Source organism: Pseudomonas sp. DTU12.3 (assembly GCF_004124275.1).
GTDB classification, from domain to species: Bacteria; Pseudomonadota; Gammaproteobacteria; order Pseudomonadales; family Pseudomonadaceae; genus Aquipseudomonas; species Aquipseudomonas helmanticensis.
The window spans coordinates 5,155,925-5,172,165 of record NZ_CP027218.1; the positions used below are offsets into that span (position 1 = coordinate 5,155,925).

Below are 16,241 nucleotides of genomic sequence, written 5' to 3' on the forward strand. Positions count from 1 at the left end.
ATCTGGCCGGATAATGCCTAACCTTAAGAGACAGCCGCCCGTTTCGCTGGCAGAACCATGACCGAATTTGTGCTTACGCTCATCAGTGCTGCGCTACTCAACAACTTCGTGTTGCACTGGCCGCTGGGCGTCGATCCGTTGCTGGCGGGCCGTCGTCGCCAGGTGCATGCGTTGGGGCTGGCGACGATGTGCCTGATGTTGATCGTTGGCGTCATCGGTTACGCGATCTGGCATTGGCTGCTGGTGCCGCTGCAACTTGAATCCCTGCGCCTGCTGGTGTTTCTGCCGCTGAGTGTGTTGCTGATCGCACCACTGTTGAAACTGCTGGCGCGCTGGCTGCCGAATCTGCCTTTCGACGGATTATGGCCGCTGTTGTTGGGCAACGCCGGCGTACTTGGACTGGCGCTGATCAATGCGCAAAACGATCAAGGCCTGTTGCTTGCAACAGCCCTGAGCCTCGGTGCCGGGCTGGGGTTCTGGCTGGTGCTGAGCCTGTTCAGCGATTTACGTGAACGCACCGCCGACAGCAATATTCCCCTGCCCTTTCGCGGCCTGCCGATCGACCTGATCGGCGCCGGATTGATCGCAGTGATTTTTCTCGGATTCAGTGGACTGATCAAAACATGAGTCTGATTCAACGCATCGATGCCCTCCTGCCGCAGACCCAATGCGGCAAGTGTGGCCATCCCGGATGCAAGCCATACGCTGAAGGCCTCGCCGCGGGCGAGGCGATCAACAAGTGCCCGCCCGGTGGTGATGAAACCATTGCGGCGTTGGCCGAGCTGTTGAGAGTGCCGGTGCTGGAACTGGACATCAGCCGTGGTTCGGCACCGCCGCAGGTCGCCTATATCCGCGAAGCCGAATGCATCGGCTGCACCAAGTGCATCCAGGCCTGCCCGATCGATGCCATCGTCGGCGCCGCCAAGTTGATGCACACCGTGCTGATTGACGAGTGCACCGGTTGCGATCTGTGTGTCGCGCCGTGCCCGGTCGACTGCATCGAAATGCATCCGCTGCCGCCAAGCACATTGCCGGTGATCGGCGGCCTGGCATTCAGTCTTGAAGAACAGCGTGCCCGTGCGGCCAAACGCGATCATGCACGTCAGCGCTTCGAACAACGCAATGCCCGCTTGCAACGCGAAGAACAACAGAAACAGACCGAGCGTGAGGCGCGGGCCAAACGCGCGGCGCAACCCGAAGTCAGCACGCTTGATCCGGTGCAGGCGGCGCTGGAACGTGTGCGTGCCCAGAAGACTGCCAGCGCCGACGCTGCGCTGAAGAAAGCCAAGATCGATGTCGCGATGAGCCGCGCACAGTTGCACAAATCGCTGAAAGCCTTCGGCCATCCACCGACCTTCGATCAACAATCGCAATTGATCGTGTTGCAGCAGCAGTTCGAAGCCGCAGAACAGGCGTTGGCAACACTCGAAAGCAACACACCGGCCACTCCCGCCGTGACAACGGCACCTGCGCCGGACGCCGACCTGAAACGCGCCAAAATCCAACTGGCCATGCGCCGCGCCGAACTGAAGAAGGCGCAGACCGCCGAAGCCGCGCCGGAGCAAATCGCCGCGCTGGAGCAAGCGCTGCACGACGCCGAGCGTCAGGTGCAAGACCATGTCGCCCCTTGATATGCCGGACGATCGCCTGCAACAGGCGATGAAGCTGGTGCTGCTCGCGCTGCTGCCGGGGCTGCTCGCGCTGTTCTGGTTGTACGGTTGGGGCGTGCTGATCAACCTGATGCTCTGCGTTGGCACGGCGCTGATCGTCGAAGTCGGTGTCGCACGACTGCGTCAGCAACCGTTGCAGCCCACGCTGAGCGATGGCAGCGCGGTGGTCAGCGCAACATTGCTGGCCGTGGCCCTGCCGGCTTATTGCCCTTGGTGGCTGACAGTGACCGCGATCGCCTCAGGTCTGCTGTTCGGCAAGCACTTGTACGGTGGCATCGGCAAGAATCCGTTCAACCCGGCCATGCTTGGTTTCGCCCTGATCATGGTGATGTTCCCGCAACCGATGACCCATTGGCCCGCGCACGGCTTGGATCTGCTCGCCGCCGTGCAGCAGGTGTTCAATCCGGCTCAGGCGCCGGATGCGTGGGTGCAGGCCACTGCTCTGGACAGTCTGCGCATCAACAAGAGCCTGACCATGGACGAGTTGTTCGCCGGCAATTCGGCGTTCGGTCGCTTCGGTGGGCGCGGTGTGGAATGGATCAATCTGGCATTTCTCGCCGGCGGAGTGTTTTTACTGCAACGGCGGGTCGTCGCCTGGCACGCGCCGGTCGGCATGCTCGCCAGCCTGTTTGTCGTCAGCCTGTTGTGCTGGAACGGCTCGGGATCGGACTCGCATGGTTCGCCACTGTTTCACCTGATGAGCGGCGCGACCATGCTGGGCGCGTTCTTCATCATTACCGAACCGGTCTCCGGCGCTAAAAGCGCACTCGCCCGCCTGCTGTTTGGTGTCGGCGTCGGCTTGCTGACTTATCTGATTCGCACATGGGGTGGCTACCCGGACGGGGTGGCGTTTGCGGTGCTGCTGATGAATCTTTGCGTGCCGGCACTGGAAAGGTTCGCCGCCACGCGACAGGCGCAGGTGACCCCATGAATCGCACCGCAAATATCGCCATCGTGCTGGTCCTGACGATCATCGGCGTCAGCGTGACCTATCTGCTGCAACGCGCCAATGCACCGCAGATTACCGCCGAACAGCGTCGACTCGACAATCGCAAATTGCTCGATGTGCTCCCTGCCGAAACCTATGACAATCAACCGCTGGAACAACCGCTGTCGCTGGTCGATAGCGCTTTGGCGCATAGCCAGCTGAACGGCGCTTATCGCGCCACCAAGGCTGGACAACCGGTTGCGCTGTTGTTGCGCAGTGAAGCCCAGGGTTACGCCGGCAGCTTCGAACTGCTGATTGCCGTTGATACCGGCGGCAAGCTGATTGGCGTGAAAACCCTCAGGCAAAACGAAACTCCGGCACTCGGCGGACATCTTGGCGACTGGCCGAACGCCTGGCTGCAAGCGTTTACCGGCAAGTCACGCGAAGATCCCACTGATAACGGCTGGGCGCTGAAAAAGGATCAGGGCCAATTCGACCAGATGGCGGGTGCGACCATTACCTCGCGTGCGACGATCAATGCCATCCACGATGCCTTGCGCTACTTCGATGAGCATCGCGCAGCCTTGCTGGGGAGTGGTACATGAACACATCAGCGCAGCTGTCGAACTCAATGGTGCTGGTGCTCCTGCTTGGCACCAGCCACTCGCTCGCCGGCGCATCAGGCATGCTGTTGATGTCGCTGCTGGTGGTGGGCGTCTACGGCTTGTGCATGTCACTGCTGCGCCCGCACCTGACGCCCCTGAGCGTATTACTGAGCAGCGTGGTACTCGCCGCCGCCCTGACCAGTTGCGCCGACACACTGGCGCAACGCTGGTCTGTGCAATGGCATCAGGCATTCAGTCTGTATATCGGCCTGATCGCTCTGCAGTGCGTGGTGCTGGAACATAATGGCTTCTTTCGCCAATCGCTGACCCGGCGCCTCAAACTCGGGATTCAGTTCGCCGGGCTCATGGTGATACTCGCGGCGCTGCGTGAAATCGCCGGTCATGGCAGCCTCGGTGGTGATCTGTCGGAACACTGGCGTGGGTTGCTGATTCTCAGCGAAGGGGTGCATTGGCTGACGCTGGTTCCCGGCGCACTGATTTTACTGGGGCTGCTGCTCGCAGCCCGTCAGGCGTGGACGCGCCCGAACTCTATATCGAAGGAAACGCATCGCCCATGAATGCCGCAAAACGTCTTGAGATTTTTCGCAGACTGCATGAAGACAATCCCGAGCCAAAAACCGAACTGGCGTACTCATCGCCGTTCGAGTTGTTGATCGCTGTGATTCTTTCGGCGCAATCGACCGACGTGGGCGTCAACAAGGCTACGGCCAGGCTTTTCCCGGTAGCCAATACGCCAGCAGCGATTCATGCCTTGGGCGTCGAGGGTCTGTCCGAATACATCAAGACCATCGGCCTGTACAACAGCAAGGCAAAAAACGTCATAGAGACCTGCCGCTTACTGGTCGAACGCCACGGCAGCGAGATTCCTCAAACCCGTGAAGAGCTGGAAGCCCTGCCCGGTGTCGGGCGCAAAACCGCGAACGTGGTGCTCAATACCGCTTTTCGCCAGCTGACCATGGCTGTCGACACGCACATCTTCCGCGTCAGCAATCGCACCGGCATTGCACCCGGCAAGAATGTCGTCGAAGTGGAAAAGAAATTGATGAAATTTGTGCCCAAGGATTACCTGCTCGATTCCCACCACTGGCTGATTTTGCATGGACGTTATGTGTGCCTGGCGCGCAAACCCCGCTGCGGCAGCTGCCGGATCGAGGATTTGTGCGAGTACAAGGACAAAACTTCAGACGATTGAGTAACTATTAGGTTTTTGTATCTATCGATTGAAAAAATCTTTTTTACCAGCCGCTGTATTGTCGATATAAGGAGCGCCAAAGGCAGTCTTAGCCGGGAGTTAACCTATGAGTACCGATAAAGAGCAATTGGACGTAGAAGACGATTTTGCTGCCGCTGAGACCGATGACGCAGAACCAGTGGTCGAGGTGGCAAAAACCAACCTCAGCAAACGCCGCACTATCGACAATCTGCTAGAGGAGCGCCGATTGAAAAGACAATTGGCCGATTACGATTTTGATCTTTGACACCTGAAGCCTCCCGAAACGGAGGCTTTTTTCTGTCCGTTGCACGCTGGTATTGATCGGCCCACCACCCCTTCGCTGAAAATACACTCAGACAAGTCCATTACGCTGTGCCAGCTCGATCAGATCAACCAGCGAACGGGCATTGAGTTTCAACAGCAATCGAGTCTTGTAAGTACTCACGGTCTTGTTACTGAGAAACATGCCATCGGCAATTTCCTTGTTGGTCTTGCCCCGGGCCAATTGCTGCAACACCATCATTTCGCGCCCTGAAAGACGATCGACCATATCAGCTTCGCTGGCATTCCCCAGGCTGGTGCGTACTGTGTGCAATGCCTGATTGGGAAAGTAACTGTAACCGGACAGTACCGCCTTGATGGCGCTCAGCAATTCAGTCAAATCCTGTTGTTTGCAAACATAGCCCGCAGCGCCAGACTGCATGCAACGCATTGAAAAGTGCCCCGGTGCCTGGGAAGTCAACACGAGGACTTTCATTGGCATGGCAGTCGAAGCCAGACGCGCAATAACCTCCAGACCATCAAGCTTGGGTATGCCAATATCCAGAATGACAATATCCGGCATTTGTTCGCGCGCAAGTTGCAGGGCATCTACACCATTATCCGTCTCTGCAATAACTTCGTAGCCATGACGTTCCATCAGCATACGCACAGCAAGACGAATGACGGGGTGATCATCCACGATCAGCACTTTATTCATGGGCAAGTCCAGTTTCGCTGTTCGAATTTTTAGAGCCGGCACAATAGCCTAGTCACTTGTGCCATGGCACAAGAGAGTTCCGTTGCACTCACAGCGAAAGACATTCCCTACGACAAACAAAGACTTTTCCTACAAAAATCCAGACTTCTGCAAGTGAAGTGTCACTCGGACGTGGTCTACATCCCTGCCAAGCCTTTAAAACGCCTACCGGCTAAGTCCGCGAGAACTATTGTACGGCCTGCGTTGCGATCCGTAATGTATTGGAGAACCTTGCCCGGCGCTATCGAAGATTCCAACCCCGCAAAAACCGCATGTATTTTTCAATTAAAGTCCGTCAGCGCCTGAAACATAAACAACTGAAACAAGATACTTCTACCCAATTCTATGTTTTTAATATAAAAATGCAGATCAACTAAAAAACGAATCACAAATGCGGACAACTACATTTCATGAGTACTGAATATGATGAAATTCAAAAAGAAAATCGCCAACCCGATGACGGTAATCGTTGTATTTGCTTTTATATCCGAATCCTCTGCCGCCGTGTCGCTGCCATTCCTTGGTGATCGTGAGCGCGAGATGTACATCTGGTTCCTTATGAGCTTTCCGTTTTACTTGCTGCTGCTATTCTTCATTACATTAAACTTTAACTACCGATCTCTTTACGCTCCTTCCGACTTCGACAAGGACGACAGTTTTTTAAAGCTTTCTGTGAACGCACAGGGCAGCGAAAACGGATTGCGCAACAGTTCAACGGGAGAATCCTCGATGACCGAAAACAATACGACGGAGGCTTTCTCCAGTAACGGATTGTCTGCAGGAGAAACGGGGCTGCATCCGCCCAGTCATCCATCAGAGTCCGGTGGTGCCGGTACAGAATGTTCATGGATCGAGCATAACGTTCAATGGCCGAAACCACTGGGCACCCTACGGGTCATCGATGTGCGCCAGATGAATATTCGAATGGAGTTTGACGCCTTGCTGGAAAACTTCTCCCTTCCTGGCAAACATTCGAAAGTCATCGTGTTGCTGACCGATCCGGCGTCTGAAGTTTTGCTTATGCAAATCATGGCGGACTTTATCCGGCAGGCAAAAAAACGCGTTGGCGCGACTCATGTGATTACTTACAACGTATGTACGCAAGCCAGCACGATTCTGAAAGCAGCATGAAACACAGGCAGTTTTTTGTAGTGGATAAAAAAAGGCGGCATTGTCATAACGACAAGCCGCCTTTTTTATTGCGCGTCTGAAGGACTCAGAACAGCTTGCGGCCCTTGTTGGCAGCAATGCGCATGCGCAGCGCGTTGAGCTTGATGAAGCCCGCCGCGTCGGCCTGGTTGTAAGCACCGCCGTCTTCTTCGAAGGTCGCGATGTTGGCATCGAACAGCGAATCGTCGGACTTGCGGCCGGTAACGATCACGTTGCCTTTGTACAGCTTCAGGCGAACCACACCGTTCACGTTGACCTGCGAAGCGTCGATCATCTGTTGCAGCATCAGACGCTCAGGGCTCCACCAGTAACCGGTGTAGATCAGGCTGGCGTATTTCGGCATCAGCTCGTCTTTCAGGTGAGCGACTTCGCGGTCCAGCGTGATCGATTCGATCGCACGGTGAGCGCGCAGCATGATGGTGCCGCCCGGGGTTTCGTAGCAGCCACGGGATTTCATGCCGACGTAACGGTTTTCGACGATGTCGAGACGACCGATACCGTGGGCACCACCGATCTTGTTCAGTGTCGCCAGCACGGTGGCCGGGGTCATTTCGACGCCGTCCAGTGCCACGATGTCGCCGTTACGGTAGGTCAGTTCCAGATATTGTGGTTTGTCAGGAGCGTTCTCCGGGGAGACGGTCCATTTCCACATGTCTTCTTCGTGCTCGGTCCAGGTGTCTTCCAGCACGCCGCCTTCATAGGAGATGTGCAGCAAGTTGGCGTCCATCGAGTACGGTGACTTCTTCTTGCCGTGACGCTCGATAGGGATCGCGTGCTTCTCGGCGTAGTCCATCAGCTTCTCGCGGGACAGCAGGTCCCACTCACGCCATGGAGCAATGACTTTTACGCCAGGCTTGAGTGCGTAGGCACCCAGCTCGAAACGCACCTGGTCGTTGCCCTTGCCGGTGGCGCCATGGGAAATGGCGTCAGCGCCGGTTTCGTTGGCGATTTCGATCAGACGTTTGGCGATCAGCGGACGTGCGATGGAAGTACCCAGCAGGTACTCACCTTCGTAAACGGTGTTGGCGCGGAACATCGGGAACACGAAATCACGCACGAATTCTTCGCGCAGATCGTCGATGTAGATTTCTTTGACGCCCATGGCCTGAGCCTTGGCGCGGGCCGGCTCGACCTCTTCGCCTTGACCGAGATCAGCGGTGAAGGTCACCACTTCACAGTTATAAGTATCCTGCAGCCACTTGAGGATCACCGAAGTGTCCAGGCCGCCGGAATACGCCAGAACGACCTTGTTTACGTCCGCCATGCCATCACTCCACGGGGTTCTACGGAAAGCCGAGGAGTCTACCGCCCAAACGCGATAATTTACAGAGGCGCGACAGCTTAAGACGACAAAGCGACAGAATCTGTCGAGAGCGCGACGATGACCGGCGGGTCAGGAAGTCGCCGCAGTACTGGCTGGAGTGCTCGCTTGCGGTGCCGGAGTGGTGATAGGAGCCACACGCGCCAGTTTGACATTGACCCGGCGGTTTTTCGCGCGATTGGCCGCATTGGTGTTCGGCACGATGGGGTATTGCTCGCCATGGAAACGCACGGTGATCTGCGATTCCTGAATGCCGTTGGCCTTGAAGAAGTCGACCACCGCCAGCGCCCGACGGCGCGACAGCTCACGATTGGTCAGGCGATTGCCGCTGTTGTCGGAATGGCCGTCGAGTTCGATGTGATTGACCGTCGGATCGGCCTTCATGTATTCGAGCATCACTTGCAGCCTGGCCTTGGCGGCGGCATCAAGGTCAACGCCCTCGCCGGGGAAGCCAATCTGCGACTGCTTGATCTGCTCGAAATTCTGCGGCAGCAATTTCGCCACGCAGGTCTGGTAATCGTTGAACGCCTTGCTGAACTTGACCGGCAATAAACGCACTTCCGAGACGCGGCCATCGCCCGAGGCACGGCGCACCACCGGGCTGCGTCCGTCCAGCAGACCGCTGATCAGACCGCCGGCCTGCGACTGCGAACTGCTGAGCAAAACATTGCCGCTGCCCAGCCTGACACTGCCCAGATTGATGTCGCCACGCCCCGGCTGCCACGGCGCGGCCGCCGCCAGCAACGTCGCCGAACCACCGCCGAGCATGGCGTTGTAGGCATTCAGACGAAAGATCGCCTGCTCGCCCGCTTTGCGCACGAATTCGCCCGAGCCGAAGTCGGTGATCGGCTGGGTCAGGCGGCATTCGAACTTGTCGCCGGCGACCGTCCACTCAATGTTCTCCAGACGGGTCTGGTACGTGAGCGCCATCGCGGGGAGGCTGGCAAACACACTGAGCAAGGCTAAATAACGCTGGCGCACGGGAGGCTCCATTGGCTTCTGAAACACAAAGACCGATTCACACTATGTTTACGGCATACCTACGGGATATCGGAAGCTTCCCGCAAAACTTGATAGCGAGTGCCTGCAAGAGTCTTTTCCGGTAGCATTCGCCTCAGTTTGACCCGCCTGGAATCCCCTCATGTCCGACCGCCTGACCCTGCTGCGTCCCGACGACTGGCATATTCATCTTCGCGATGGTGCCGTGTTGACCAATACCGTTGCCGATGTTGCGCGCACTTTTGGTCGCGCCATCATCATGCCCAACCTGGTACCTCCGGTGCGCAACGCCGCCGAGGCCGATGGCTATCGCCAGCGGATCCTCGCTGCCCGCCCGGCCGGCAGTCGCTTTGAGCCGCTGATGGTGCTGTACCTCACCGACCGCACCCAGCCCGAAGAAATTCGTGAAGCCAAGGCCAGTGGTTTTGTCTACGCCGCCAAGCTGTACCCGGCCGGCGCGACCACCAACTCCGATTCCGGCGTGACCAGCATCGACAAGATTCTGCCGGCGATCGAGGCCATGGCCGAAGTCGGCATGCCGCTGTTGATCCACGGTGAAGTCACCCGTGGCGACGTCGATGTGTTCGACCGCGAAAAGATTTTCATCGATGAGCACATGCGCCGCGTGGTCGAGCGCTTCCCGACGTTGAAAGTGGTGTTCGAACACATCACCACCGCTGACGCCGTGCAGTTCGTCAACGAGGCTTCGGCCAACGTTGGTGCGACCATCACCGCGCATCACCTGCTTTACAACCGCAACCACATGCTGGTGGGCGGCATTCGGCCGCACTTCTATTGCCTGCCGATCCTCAAGCGCAACACGCATCAGGAAGCCCTGCTCGATGCCGCCACCAGTGGCAGCGCGAAGTTCTTTCTTGGCACCGATTCGGCACCGCACGCCCAGCACGCCAAGGAAGCCGCTTGCGGTTGCGCCGGCTGCTACACCGCGTACGCTGCCATCGAAATGTATGCCGAAGCCTTCGAACAGCGTAACGCGCTGGACAAGCTCGAAGCCTTCGCCAGCCTCAACGGCCCGCGTTTCTACGGCCTGCCGGCGAACACCGATCGCATCACCCTGGTTCGTGAAGAATGGACCGCCCCGACCAGCCTGCCATTCGGCGAGCTGACCGTTATCCCGCTGCGCGCCGGTGAAAAACTGCGCTGGCGCCTGCTGGAGGAACACGCGTGAGTGAAGACCATTTCGACGACGAACTGGACGGTCAAAGTGGCGGCGGCGGTTCCCGTCACCCGATGGCAGCACGTTTTCGTGGCTACCTGCCGGTTGTCGTCGACGTAGAAACCGGTGGCTTCAACTCGGCCACCGATGCGCTGCTGGAGATTGCTGCGACCACCATCGCCATGGATGAAAAGGGTTTTGTTTACCCCGATCACACCTACTTCTTCCGCGTTGAGCCATTCGAAGGCGCCAACATCGAAGCAGCGGCGCTGGAGTTCACCGGGATCAAGCTCGATCACCCGCTGCGCATGGCCGTCAGCGAAGAAACCGCGCTCACGGACATCTTCCGTGGCATCCGCAAAGCGCTGAAAGCCAACGGCTGCAAGCGTGCGATTCTGGTTGGCCACAACAGCAGCTTCGATCTCGGCTTCCTCAACGCGGCCGTCGCGCGTCTGGACATGAAGCGCAATCCGTTCCACCCGTTCTCCAGCTTCGACACCGCGACGCTGGCCGGTCTGGCATACGGTCAAACCGTATTGGCGAAAGCCTGCCAGGCCGCCGACATCGACTTCGACGGCCGTGAAGCGCACTCCGCGCGTTACGACACCGAGAAAACCGCTGAGCTGTTCTGTGGCATCGTCAACCGCTGGAAACAGATGGGCGGCTGGGAAGACTTCGACGACTGATTGATGGTTGTCGGGTAAATCCCGCGCATAAAAAAACCGGCCACGTGGGCCGGTTTTTTTGTACCTCGACGTTGCGCCTTACAGGGCAGCAGCGTTCTCGGTCAGGTAGGCAGCAACGCCTTCTGGCGAAGCGTTCATGCCTTTGTCGCCTTTTTTCCAGTTGGCAGGGCAAACTTCGCCGTGCTCTTCGTGGAATTGCAGAGCGTCGACCAGACGGATCAGCTCTTCCATGTTACGGCCCAGCGGCAGGTCGTTGATGATCTGCGAGCGAACAACGCCTTTGTCGTCGATCAGGAACGCACCACGGAACGCTACGCCGCCTTCCGACTCAACGTCGTAGGCCTTGGCGATGTCGTGCTTCATGTCGGCAGCCATGGTGTATTTCACCTGGCCGATGCCGCCATTGTTCACTGGGGTGTTGCGCCATGCGTTGTGAGTGAAGTGCGAGTCGATCGACACAGCGATCACTTCAACGTTGCGTGCCTTGAAGTCAGCCATGCGGTTGTCCAGAGCGATCAGCTCGGACGGGCAGACGAAGGTGAAGTCCAGTGGGTAGAAGAACACCAGGCCGTATTTGCCTTTGATGGCCGAGGACAGGGTGAAGCTGTCAACGATCTCGCCATTGCCGAGTACGGCCGGGACGGTGAAGTCAGGGGCTTGTTTGCCTACGAGTACGCTCATTGATATCTCCTGGTGTAAAAACTTGAAGTTCAGGGTCCGCGCCAGCCTGCCACCCTCAGGCGACAGCCCTGTGACACGAACCCCCTTCGCAAGGGCCGACCATCATACACTGCGTTTTTCGCCTGTCCTTAACGGTTTTTTGCAGCAGCGCAACAGACGGCTGCATTTACGGGGCCAGGCAAATTGCCAGTCACCACCGTTCGTCAGTCACCGCTGTCAATCGGCGAAAGCTTTCCGAAAGCACTTTGACAATCATTCTCGTTAACATTAAGATCCATCGCAATTGAGTCACAACCAGCGACGGTTCTCACTTATGTATGTTTGTCTCTGCACTGGCGTCACCGACGGACAGATCCGCGAAGCGATCTATGAAGGTTGCTGCAGCTATAAAGAAGTTCGCCAGGCTACCGGCGTCGCCAGCCAATGCGGCAAATGCGCCTGCCTTGCCAAGGAAGTCGTACGCGAAACCCTGACCAAGCTGCAAACCGCTCAGGCCGCGATCCCCTATCCGGTAGAATTTACCGCTGCGTAATTACCCCTATTTCAAAGAACCGGACTAATGTCCGGTTTTTTTATGCCTGCAAATCAATCGGTTACGCTCTAGACGCGGAACACAAACATTCTTATTCCGATTAATTTTCATATATTATTCAATAACTTAGGTTTGACACATATAAATACGAAGCTCAAACTCTGCCGTATATACAGCTATTACAGGGCAGGACTCCGATCATGAAAGGCGACATTACAGTCATCCAGCATCTCAACAAGATCCTTGCCAATGAGCTGGTCGCGATCAATCAGTACTTCCTGCATGCCCGCATGTATGAAGATTGGGGTCTGAACAAGCTCGGCAAGCACGAATACAAAGAATCCATCGATGAGATGAAGCACGCGGACAAGCTGATCAAGCGCATCCTGTTCCTCGAAGGCCTGCCGAACGTGCAGGATCTGGGCAAGCTGCACATCGGCGAGCACACCAAGGAAATGCTTGAGTGCGACCTGCGCATCGAGAAGACCGGGCACGCCGACCTGAAGACCGCGATCGCACATTGCGAAACCGTTGGCGACTTCGGTAGCCGTGAACTGCTCGAAGACATTCTCGAATCCGAAGAAGAACATATCGACTGGCTGGAAACCCAACTGGGCCTGATCGATAAAGTCGGTCTTGAGAACTATCTGCAGTCGCAGATGGGCGAAGAGTAGGAGCTGTCGCAGGCTGCGATCTTTTCAGATTGCACCGGCAACTTGCAGTAACTTTTCGAACGCACTAAAAAGCCCCGCCCTCTTTCGAGTGGCGGGGCTTTTTATTGGCTGAAGATCAGAAGATCGGAAGATCAAAAGATCGCAGCCTCGTTTCACTCGACAGCTCCTACCGGAGCAGGAGGTGTCGCGTGAGACCGAGCGTCAGGCTTCGGACTTGTTCGCCGCTGCCGCTTCAACAGCCGCCTTGATGGTGCTTTGCAGCGAACCGTCTGCAGCCATCTCGGTCATGATGTCGCTACCGCCGACCAGCTCGCCGCCGACCCACAGTTGCGGGAAAGTCGGCCAGTTGGCGTACTTGGGCAGGTTGGCGCGGATTTCCGGGTTCTGCAGGATGTCCACGTACGCAAACTTTTCGCCACACGCCATCACAGACTGCGCAGCTTTCGCGGAGAAGCCACACTGCGGGGCATTCGGCGAACCTTTCATGTAAAGCAGAATGGTGTTGTTGGCAATCTGCTCTTTAATCGTTTCGATGATATCCATGGAGCACCTCGGCTGAACTTTCCGACTCATGGGTCGGCACGGTGACGCATTGTAACGGAATCCCGAGCGCCATGCTCGGTCTCCCCGACAGACATGCTCAAGCCGCCGCCACCGTCACCGGCACGCCATTGAGCGCCGCGTTGCCCGACAATTCGTCGAGCTGACATTCATCGGTCAGGTCATTGGCACTCGAACCAGGCTGACCACTGGCGATCGCCATCTGCACGCCCGGGCGCGCATGGCCCCAACCGTGCGGCAGGCTGACCACGCCTTTCATCATGTCCAGACTGCCGAGCACTTCCACTTCAATCTGCCCGACCCGCGAGCTGACCCGCACCAACTGACCGTCGTTAAGGCCACGACTGGCGAGGTCTTCCGGGTGCATCAGCAACTGGTGACGCGGCTTGCCCTTCACCAGGCGATGGTAGTTGTGCATCCACGAATTATTGCTGCGCACATGGCGGCGGCCAATCATCAACAGTTCATCGGCGGCTGGCGCCTGCAAGGCGGCAAAGCGTGCGAGATCGGCAAGGATCTCTGGCGGTGCAGCCTGCACCCGCTGGTTCGGTGTTTTCAGGCGCGTCGCCAGATTCGCCTTCAACGCCCCCAGATCAATGCCGTGGGGATGATCGAACAGTGTCGCCAACGAAAGTTTCTGCTCGGAGGCGTCACCGTACAGGCCCATGCGCAAACCCATGTCGATCATCTTCGCCGGCGGCATCGTTGGCTTCAGTTCTTTACCGGTCTTCTCGGCGAAAGCCTTGGCCAGGCCAACAAAAATCTCCCAGTCGTGCAGCGCGCCTTCCGGCTTGGCGAGGATCGCGCGATTGAAGCGAGTAACGTTGCGCACCGCGAACAAGTTGAACGTGGTGTCGTAGTGATCATTCTCCAGCGCCGAGGTCGACGGCAGGATCAGATCGGCGTAACGCGTGGTTTCATTGATGTACAGATCGATGCTGAGCATGAATTCCAGGCCGTCCAGTGCCTGTTCCAGTTGCCGCCCGTTCGGGGTCGACAACACCGGATTACCCGCCACAGTAATCAGCGCGCGGATCTGGCCTTCGCCTTCGGTGAGCATCTCTTCGGCCAGCGCCGAGACCGGCAACTCTCCACCGTATTCAGGACGCCCGGAAACCCTGCTCTGCCACTTGTTGAAATGCCCGCCCGAAGTCGACGCCACCAGATCGACAGCGGGCTCGGTGCACAACGCGCCGCCAACCCGGTCGAGGTTGCCGGTGACCAGATTGATCAACTGCACCACCCAATGACACAGCGTGCCAAAGGCTTGAGTCGAAACACCCATCCGGCCATAGCAAACCGCACTCGGCGCGGCAGCGAAATCACGCGCCAGTTGACGAATCTGCTCGGCGGGAACGGCGCACAACGGGCTCATGGCCTCGGCGGTGAACGTCTCCACCGCAGCGCGCACATCGTCCAGGCCATCAACCGGCAAATGACTGTCGCGAGTCAGGCCTTCGCTGAACAAGGTGTTGAGCAGGCCAAACAACAACGCCGCATCACCGCCCGGACGGACGAACAGATGCTGATCGGCCATCGCCGCCGTCTCGCTGCGCCGAGGGTCGACCACCACGACCTTACCACCGCGTGCCTGGATCGCTTTTAAACGTTTCTCAACATCTGGCACGGTCATGATGCTGCCGTTGGAGGCCAGCGGATTACCGCCGAGGATCAGCATGAAATCGGTGTGATCGATGTCCGGAATCGGCAGCAGCAGGCCATGGCCATACATCAGATAACTGCTCAGGTGATGCGGCAACTGATCGACCGAAGTCGCCGAGAAGCGATTACGCGTCTTCAGTAAACCGAGGAAATAATTGCTGTGAGTCATCAACCCGTAATTGTGCACGCTCGGGTTGCCCTGATACACCGCCACGGCGTTCTGCCCATGCCGCTCCTGAATCGCCGCCAGTTTTTCCGCCACCAGCGCAAACGCTTCGTCCCACGCGATCGGCAGCCACTCGCTGCCAACCCGGCGCATTGGCTGGCGCAGGCGGTCCGGATCGTTCTGGATATCTTGCAGCGCCACAGCCTTGGGGCAGATGTGGCCACGGCTGAAGGTGTCGAGCGCATCGCCCTTGATCGAGGTGATCGCGACATTGCCATCGGTTTCGGTGGTCTCGATGGTCAGGCCGCAAATGGCTTCACACAGGTGGCAGGCACGGTGATGGAGAGTCTTGGTCATGGCCAGTCTCTGTTTTGTTCTGGGCGGGCAATCACGCCCGCGGGAACAAAACTATGGCCCCGGCGCAGGTCAGGCGCCAGCGACGTTCGTCTTGTGAATCGCCGACTATCAGGTGCGCCGATACACCGCCATGTTCAACTGGAGGGCAGCTGAGGCGGCGCTGCCAGCTGGATTTCCTGAATGGTTTCGATCTGCTCGTGGGCGACGTGTACGCCGGTGAGTTCGCCGATCAACCGCCAGTGCTCGTCAAGCCCGGCACTGATGGTGGCCATGCGATCAATCATGTGGCGGCCGGCAGTCTTCACCACTTCGTCTTCGCTGCGCAGCAGTTCGAAGGACATAGAGGTGACCGACGCGGTGAGATGAGTCAGAGAGCGAGCCGTGTGGCCCAGCAATTCCATTAACAATTTTTCTTTCGATTCCATGCGGAGGCTTCCTGCGTCGCTCGAAAGGTATTTATAACCCAGCACTTTGCTTTAGCAAATGTTTCAGGCTGAGCATCCGACCAAATGATGGCATGCCGCCATGGTCGTAAACCGACCCAAGCGACTCGATCCCCGCCACGCCGCATTGCCAAGCCCTGCGAGGCCAGTGTACAAAGGGGCTCGCTGCTGTCCTGAACCCGGCTTCAAATGCGCGACTGCAACATCCAGTGCGCTCTTCGATTCCCGCAAAAACCGTAGCCTATTGGAAAAACGCGACATTTAGTGTCAATATCGCGCCTCCCCCTATTTCGTCGCCCCGTGCGGCTTACGCCGCAGGTCTCGCCCGTTGTTCCGTTAAACAAGGCTTTGAGCATC

The 16,241-nt window shown here is 57.7% G+C and carries 19 protein-coding genes; 12 read left to right on the forward strand and 7 right to left on the reverse strand.

The window, feature by feature from the left end:
- Positions 1 to 57 precede the first annotated feature (57 nt).
- The 7 genes from C2E19_RS23585 (at position 58) to C2E19_RS23615 (ending at position 4,702) form a co-directional block, all read left to right on the forward strand.
- On the forward strand, positions 58 to 627 hold the full coding sequence (locus C2E19_RS23585) for an electron transport complex protein RnfA (RefSeq protein ID WP_129395314.1): 570 nt from the start codon (positions 58 to 60) through the stop codon (positions 625 to 627).
- Positions 624 to 1,631 (forward strand): electron transport complex subunit RsxB, encoded by a 1,008-nt coding sequence (gene rsxB / locus C2E19_RS23590; RefSeq protein WP_129395315.1) that lies wholly within the window; start codon positions 624 to 626, stop codon positions 1,629 to 1,631. The genes C2E19_RS23585 and rsxB overlap by 4 nt, the downstream gene beginning before the upstream one ends.
- On the forward strand, positions 1,618 to 2,601 hold the full coding sequence (locus C2E19_RS23595; protein WP_129395316.1) for an RnfABCDGE type electron transport complex subunit D: 984 nt from the start codon (positions 1,618 to 1,620) through the stop codon (positions 2,599 to 2,601). Before rsxB ends, C2E19_RS23595 begins: the two co-directional genes overlap by 14 nt.
- On the forward strand, positions 2,598 to 3,203 hold the full coding sequence (locus tag C2E19_RS23600) for an RnfABCDGE type electron transport complex subunit G (RefSeq protein ID WP_129395317.1): 606 nt from the start codon (positions 2,598 to 2,600) through the stop codon (positions 3,201 to 3,203). The genes C2E19_RS23595 and C2E19_RS23600 overlap by 4 nt, the downstream gene beginning before the upstream one ends.
- The gene (locus C2E19_RS23605; RefSeq protein ID WP_129395318.1) at positions 3,200 to 3,781 is read left to right on the forward strand and encodes an Rnf-Nqr domain containing protein; all 582 of its coding nucleotides are present in this window, start codon (positions 3,200 to 3,202) and stop codon (positions 3,779 to 3,781) included. The genes C2E19_RS23600 and C2E19_RS23605 overlap by 4 nt, the downstream gene beginning before the upstream one ends.
- Positions 3,778 to 4,416: an endonuclease III gene (nth, locus tag C2E19_RS23610; protein WP_129395319.1), complete on the forward strand. Its 639-nt coding sequence runs from the start codon at positions 3,778 to 3,780 to the stop codon at positions 4,414 to 4,416. The genes C2E19_RS23605 and nth overlap by 4 nt, the downstream gene beginning before the upstream one ends.
- 106 nt (positions 4,417 to 4,522) lie before the next feature.
- Entirely contained in the window at positions 4,523 to 4,702 is a 180-nt protein-coding gene (locus C2E19_RS23615) for a PA3496 family putative envelope integrity protein (protein WP_129395320.1), read from the forward strand.
- Positions 4,703 to 4,789: 87 nt separating this feature from the next.
- Here the strand turns inward: C2E19_RS23615 and C2E19_RS23620 are convergent, their stop codons facing one another.
- On the reverse strand, positions 4,790 to 5,416 hold the full coding sequence (locus C2E19_RS23620; protein ID WP_064391960.1) for a response regulator transcription factor: 627 nt from the start codon (positions 5,414 to 5,416) through the stop codon (positions 4,790 to 4,792).
- A gap of 462 nt (positions 5,417 to 5,878) precedes the next feature.
- Between C2E19_RS23620 and C2E19_RS23625 the strand changes: the two genes are divergently transcribed.
- Positions 5,879 to 6,586 carry a hypothetical protein gene (locus C2E19_RS23625; protein ID WP_129395321.1) on the forward strand — a complete coding sequence of 236 codons (708 nt, stop codon included), beginning with the start codon at positions 5,879 to 5,881 and terminating at the stop codon, positions 6,584 to 6,586.
- A gap of 85 nt (positions 6,587 to 6,671) precedes the next feature.
- Here C2E19_RS23625 and C2E19_RS23630 read toward each other — a convergent pair whose 3' ends face one another.
- Both C2E19_RS23630 and C2E19_RS23635 read right to left on the reverse strand, forming a co-directional pair.
- Positions 6,672 to 7,889 carry an argininosuccinate synthase gene (locus C2E19_RS23630; RefSeq protein WP_129395322.1) on the reverse strand — a complete coding sequence of 406 codons (1,218 nt, stop codon included), beginning with the start codon at positions 7,887 to 7,889 and terminating at the stop codon, positions 6,672 to 6,674.
- A gap of 129 nt (positions 7,890 to 8,018) precedes the next feature.
- Entirely contained in the window at positions 8,019 to 8,927 is a 909-nt protein-coding gene (locus tag C2E19_RS23635; RefSeq protein WP_129395323.1) for an OmpA family protein, read from the reverse strand.
- A gap of 160 nt (positions 8,928 to 9,087) precedes the next feature.
- On the opposite strand from C2E19_RS23635, the gene pyrC reads away from it, so the two are divergent.
- Both pyrC and rnt read left to right on the forward strand, forming a co-directional pair.
- Positions 9,088 to 10,134: a dihydroorotase gene (gene pyrC / locus C2E19_RS23640; protein WP_008079419.1), complete on the forward strand. Its 1,047-nt coding sequence runs from the start codon at positions 9,088 to 9,090 to the stop codon at positions 10,132 to 10,134.
- Positions 10,131 to 10,808, forward strand: a complete 678-nt coding sequence (rnt, locus tag C2E19_RS23645) for a ribonuclease T (protein WP_007916667.1) — start codon at positions 10,131 to 10,133, stop codon at positions 10,806 to 10,808. Before pyrC ends, rnt begins: the two co-directional genes overlap by 4 nt.
- A gap of 78 nt (positions 10,809 to 10,886) precedes the next feature.
- Here the strand turns inward: rnt and C2E19_RS23650 are convergent, their stop codons facing one another.
- Complete coding sequence (locus C2E19_RS23650; RefSeq protein WP_003227723.1) at positions 10,887 to 11,489, reverse strand: peroxiredoxin; 603 nt, start codon at positions 11,487 to 11,489, stop codon at positions 10,887 to 10,889.
- A 313-nt stretch (positions 11,490 to 11,802) separates the two neighbouring features.
- Here C2E19_RS23650 and C2E19_RS23655 point away from each other — a divergent pair, with 313 nt between their 5' ends.
- Both C2E19_RS23655 and bfr read left to right on the forward strand, forming a co-directional pair.
- The gene (locus C2E19_RS23655) at positions 11,803 to 12,021 is read left to right on the forward strand and encodes a bacterioferritin-associated ferredoxin (RefSeq protein ID WP_003227725.1); all 219 of its coding nucleotides are present in this window, start codon (positions 11,803 to 11,805) and stop codon (positions 12,019 to 12,021) included.
- Positions 12,022 to 12,221: 200 nt separating this feature from the next.
- On the forward strand, positions 12,222 to 12,695 hold the full coding sequence (bfr, locus tag C2E19_RS23660; protein ID WP_007916671.1) for a bacterioferritin: 474 nt from the start codon (positions 12,222 to 12,224) through the stop codon (positions 12,693 to 12,695).
- 201 nt (positions 12,696 to 12,896) lie between these two features.
- Here bfr and grxD read toward each other — a convergent pair whose 3' ends face one another.
- The 3 genes from grxD to C2E19_RS23675 all read right to left on the reverse strand — a co-directional run bounded on the left by grxD (position 12,897) and on the right by C2E19_RS23675 (position 15,866).
- The gene (grxD, locus tag C2E19_RS23665; protein ID WP_129395324.1) at positions 12,897 to 13,238 is read right to left on the reverse strand and encodes a Grx4 family monothiol glutaredoxin; all 342 of its coding nucleotides are present in this window, start codon (positions 13,236 to 13,238) and stop codon (positions 12,897 to 12,899) included.
- Between the two features lie 97 nt (positions 13,239 to 13,335).
- Complete coding sequence (locus C2E19_RS23670) at positions 13,336 to 15,441, reverse strand: molybdopterin oxidoreductase family protein (RefSeq protein ID WP_129395325.1); 2,106 nt, start codon at positions 15,439 to 15,441, stop codon at positions 13,336 to 13,338.
- A 134-nt stretch (positions 15,442 to 15,575) separates the two neighbouring features.
- A complete protein-coding gene (locus C2E19_RS23675; RefSeq protein ID WP_038369077.1) occupies positions 15,576 to 15,866 on the reverse strand; it encodes a hypothetical protein in 291 nt (96 codons plus the stop codon).
- Between the last annotated feature and the right edge of the window lie 375 nt (positions 15,867 to 16,241).